Origin of the sequence: Candidatus Albibeggiatoa sp. nov. BB20 (genome assembly GCA_016744725.1) — a bacterium.
Classification (GTDB): domain Bacteria; phylum Pseudomonadota; class Gammaproteobacteria; order Beggiatoales; family Beggiatoaceae; genus Albibeggiatoa.
In genome coordinates this window covers 1-4,856 of the sequence record JADGDW010000238.1, presented here as the reverse complement: position 1 = coordinate 4,856, position 4,856 = coordinate 1, and the positions used below count along the sequence as shown (strand labels likewise).

Annotated in this window: 4 protein-coding genes; all 4 read right to left on the bottom strand. The window is 38.4% G+C overall.

Translation table 11 applies throughout. The features are described 5' to 3' along the window. Nucleotides 1–1,070 (bottom strand): peptide chain release factor 2 gene (gene prfB / locus ABXH34_RS17835; protein ID WP_353573238.1). Its coding sequence is split into 2 segments (ribosomal slippage), with 1,069 coding nucleotides annotated over them: nucleotides 1–997 and nucleotides 999–1,070; the frame shifts between segments, so codons are not numbered across the junction. This gene is flagged as partial in the annotation. 404 nt (nucleotides 1,071–1,474) lie between these two features. After that, nucleotides 1,475–1,903 (bottom strand): cereblon family protein, encoded by a 429-nt coding sequence (locus tag ABXH34_RS17830; protein WP_353573237.1) that lies wholly within the window; start codon nucleotides 1,901–1,903, stop codon nucleotides 1,475–1,477. Between the two features lie 124 nt (nucleotides 1,904–2,027). Beyond that, a complete protein-coding gene (gene ubiB, locus ABXH34_RS17825; RefSeq protein WP_353573236.1) occupies nucleotides 2,028–3,689 on the bottom strand; it encodes a ubiquinone biosynthesis regulatory protein kinase UbiB in 1,662 nt (553 codons plus the stop codon). A gap of 2 nt (nucleotides 3,690–3,691) precedes the next feature. Next, complete coding sequence (locus tag ABXH34_RS17820) at nucleotides 3,692–4,306, bottom strand: ubiquinone biosynthesis accessory factor UbiJ (RefSeq protein ID WP_353573235.1); 615 nt, start codon at nucleotides 4,304–4,306, stop codon at nucleotides 3,692–3,694. Nucleotides 4,307–4,856: the final 550 nt, after the last annotated feature.

The window sequence follows — 4,856 nt, the reverse complement described above, 5'->3', positions numbered from 1 at the left end:
CGATAAAAGCATCTAAATCACCATCGAGTACAGCTTGCGTATTGGTATTTTCAACGCTAGTGCGTAAATCTTTAATTCTTGATTGGTCAAGTACATAAGAGCGAATTTGACTGCCCCAACCTATATCAGATTTATTTTCTTCAACGGTTTTTTGGTCGGCATTACGTTTCTGAATTTCTAGCTCGTACAATTTAGATTGTAACTGCTTCATTGCTGTGGCTTTATTTTTATGCTGTGAACGGTCATTTTGACATTGCACCACAATATTGGTAGGCAAGTGAGTGATCCGTACTGCGGACTCAGTTCTATTTACATGCTGACCACCTGCACCACTGGCACGATATACATCAATCCGTAAATCCGCTGGATTAATGTCAACTTCAATACTGTCATCAATTTCAGGCGCAACAAATACCGCTGCAAATGAAGTATGACGGCGATTGCCTGAGTCAAATGGTGATTTACGTACTAAGCGATGTACCCCAGTTTCCGTCCGCAACCATCCAAACGCATATTCACCTTTAACACTGATGGTCGCACTTTTGATCCCTGCAACCTCCCCTGGTGATAATTCAATAATCTCAGTTTCAAACTGATGCTGTTCTGTCCAACGCAAATACATTCGCAATAACATATCAGCCCAATCTTGTGCTTCTGTCCCACCAGAGCCTGATTGAATATCTAAAAACGCATGACTTGAATCCATTTCACCTGAAAACATGCGTCTAAATTCTAATTCATGCAACTGTGCTTCTAAGCTGGCTAAATCTTGTGTGACTTCTTCAACAGTCTCTTCATCTTGTTCTTGCTGAGCAATTTCAAGTAATTCATGGCTTTCAGCCAATGCTGTCACCAAGGTATCAATTGTAGCGACCACTTTTTCTAAACTTGAACGTTCTTGTCCCAATGCCTGAGCACGCTCGGGCTCATTCCATACATTAGGCTGCTCTAATTCACAATTGACTTCAATTAATCGCTCTGACTTGGTTTCATAGTCAAAGATACCCCCTGAGTGCTTCAACTCTGGCCTGCATCTCTTTAATCTGTTGAAAAATTAAATTTAATTCCATTGTTCACTCCCTTTTAGTGAGAGCGGCATCTTACTATAATTCCGCTTAGTGTCAAATTGTTAATGACAGGAAAATCATATAGGTCATACTCTTTAATTAGGGATAGTGAAACATGCTTGAAGAAAATAAAATAGGCATAAAAAATGGAGTGCCAAGCAGCTCGTATAGAGTCGATAAGCGTAGCCTCATCCACCCAAAATAGCCCCCAATAATTTAGTCATAATTTTCCAATATAACGGATAATACTATTGCTTATCCGACTTACGTCATGAATTTACTCGACGTACCACGTCATGACAACATTCCCACAAAACAAGGCTGTGAAAAGCCAAAGCCATTTAGTAATATCATTTGATGATTCTCCCAATAAAAACTGTATCCATACAAACATTTTAAAAATAATTCTACTCATCAAGTAGCGCATTGAGCATCAAACCATAAAAACGATGCGAGCCATTTCGATAGTACCAACCTAAATGCGTATGACAATGCTGACACAAAGCATAAGACCAGTAATACTGATGAAACCAGGTATGTTCTAAAGTTGGTTGCCCTGATGTGGCACAACCTTGGGCTTGACTAAAACAACCTACTTCAAAATGAATATCATCTGGATTGGTCAAATAATGCTGATGTTTGCCTTGTATTTCTATTTTATGCTGATGGTTTGTAATTGGGTGTTTGCAATAGCGACATAGAATTTTATGCGATTCATTATCATTTTTCTGGCTTGCTGTGTCCTGCTGATAAGTGTCACACCGCTTTTTTTCAATCTCAACAGACTCTTGAAAATACATCCAAGGTGATAAATAGAGCGCATGAGATTGAGACATAGTGATTTACTCAAGGTTAGTAAAAAACGATCTGAAAATTTACAAAATAGGCAATCCTAGTGTTTCAATCCACGCCATTATCATTATTTGGAATCACCCATCCTTAAGATATGATCTATGTTTCTCAAAGCCGAATCCAATCCCATAAAATTAGTATAATGCCTAAAATCGCAAGTAAACCCGCAATCAATGGCATATTCCAGCTGATACTTTCAATTTGCAGCCCAAACAAAATACTGCTGCTCAAAATCAATACGCTACCAAATATCAGTGAACGCTGCTGTTTTTGCCGTTGTTGCATTTCGGTTCGCATTAATTGCAACTCAGTGGTAAGCTTTTGTAACTGTTTGCGTTCGGATTGACGTTGGGTTAAATTTTCATGAATTAAAACAGGTAAATCAGGCATTTTTTCTGCCCATAATGGAATTTGGGTTTTAATACCATTAATCAGGGCACGCAAACCCACACGTTCATCCATCCAACGTTCTAAAAACGGTTTAGCGGTTTGCCATAAATCTAAATCAGGATATAACTGACGGCCAACACCTTCAATATTGAGCAAGGTTTTTTGTAACAAAACTAATTGTGGTTGTACTTCCATATTAAAACGTCGGGCAGTTTGAAATAAACGTAACAATACCAAGCCAAATGAAATATCTTTTAATGGACGGTCAAAAATTGGCTCACATACACTGCGAATTGCGCCTTCAAATTCCTCAATTCGAGTATCCGCTGGCACCCATTCAGAGCGTATATGTAATTCAGCAACCCGTCGATAATCTCGATGGAAAAAAGCCAGAAAATTTTCTGCTAAATAATGCTGATCTTCCGTACTCAACGTGCCCATGATGCCGAAATCCACTGCAATATAGGATGGTTTCTCAGGATCATGAGTATCTACAAAAATATTACCAGGGTGCATGTCAGCGTGAAAGAAGTTATCCCTAAATACTTGAGTAAAGAAGATTTCCACCCCCGCTTCAGCAAGATATTTTAAATTGATTTGTTGGCGTTTTAATTCATCCACATTGTTAATCGGTACACCACTGATACGTTCTGCCACCATGACATTAGGCAAGGTATAATCCCATTCAATTTCTGGTACATAAAGTAATTCCGAGCCTGTAAAATTGCGTCTTAACAAGGTGGAGTTAGCCGCCTCTTTCATTAAATCCAGTTCGTCATGTAGATTTTTTTCAAATTCTGCCACCACTTCTAACGGACGTAAACGCTTGCCTTCTGACCAATATTTATGAGCTAATTCAGCCACAAAATATAATAACTCCACATCTTTTTTAATTCGCTTGGCGATCCGAGGCCGAATCACTTTGATAATCACTTCACGCCCATCATGTAAACGTGCAGCATGAACTTGAGCAATTGAAGCAGAGGCCATAGGTTCAGTTTGGAATTCAGAAAAAATTTGTTCTAAAGGATGACCATAGCCTTGCTCAATCATTTTTCTGGCTAATTCACCATCAAATGGCGTGACTCTATCCTGTAATTTAGCTAGCTCAGTTGAAATATCATCATCTAATAAATCACGTCGCGTCGAGAGGATTTGACCAAATTTAATAAAAATAGGCCCCAATTCTTCCAATGCTAAGCGCAGTCTTGCACCACGACTCAGATGTTTAGGTCGCAGCCAATAGCCCGGAGATAAATAAGTCAATAAGCGCAATGGGCGCAAAATATCGGTTGTAAACGCCATCTCATCTAGGCCATAGCGTACAATGACACGATAAATAGTTAATAAATGCAGAAAACGGTGAAAATAACGCAGCATGTTTAGGCAATAACTCGTTGTAGTTTTTGGACGCGCAATGCTAAACGTTCAGTATCATCACGCAGTTGATCGATAGTATTTAAGAAATGTTCGACTTCGGCTGGAGCAGGTAAGTATTTTAATTCTTCTTGTAAATATTCACTTATATTGGCTTCATAACTAAAAATACGTTCTTTGGCATAGCGATCACATTGACGCATTGTATTGCCGAGTTGATGGGCTGGAATATCGCCAACAATTTGCGCAATATATTCTTCCCAATCAATAGGTAGCTGTTTAATCAACTGAGTTAATTGCTGCACCAAGCGTATATCACCTTCCAATTTAATATCAGGATGATTGGCCAAATTCGGTTCGGATTGAAGGCTAAGATTTAACAAGCTAAAAGGTGCGCCCGAAATCACCGCATCAACTTGACCATCATATTCGCTCATGATGATGAAGCCATCATTTTCCGCCACAAGATTGAATTGTAAAAATAAGCCTGTCACTTCAATCCGTACAATTTTACCTTGCAAACGCTGTAGTGTTTCTTGGTGCGCAGGATTAAGGCGTATTGCCTGATTGATTGTCGTTTCAATTGCAACGGCTAAAAGCTGATTAGGACTTAAAGACATCTTTCATATCTCTTTGATTAATTTGCTTTATATGTATAAAATTTCAGCATCATGTCACTACTGCTATGCCAAATCATTATAATGATATTTTTAATTTTTCTTGTCTTCTCATCCAGCACAAGAAACTGATGATATTGATAGATTTTAGATTTGTGCTATCGCGCTCTAAAATGCCTATACTACCATGGCTACCATTGAAGATTTTGTTGGAGTGCGTTATAAACCAGAATCGGCAATATAAGCTCAATTAAGTATAAATCGTAACTACTCAGCCCCCCATAATTATCCAGCTTAATGGATGATTATCAAAAGTAGCTCTGATAGATTGAAAAACATTTTTAAACTTATTATTTTTACTTATTTTATTTGGCTTCACCCATTAGCTGCATTTGGTGATAGAGAACGTTCCCTGCCACTAAATGATACATCATAGAAGATAAATTTATTGGATGAAATCAATTATAATCATGCCAACGCCTTCGCCAGATAAAGTGCTTAAGGTTGCAGCATATGCACCTGCACTAATTTCAATAATGCCACTGGCTAATCC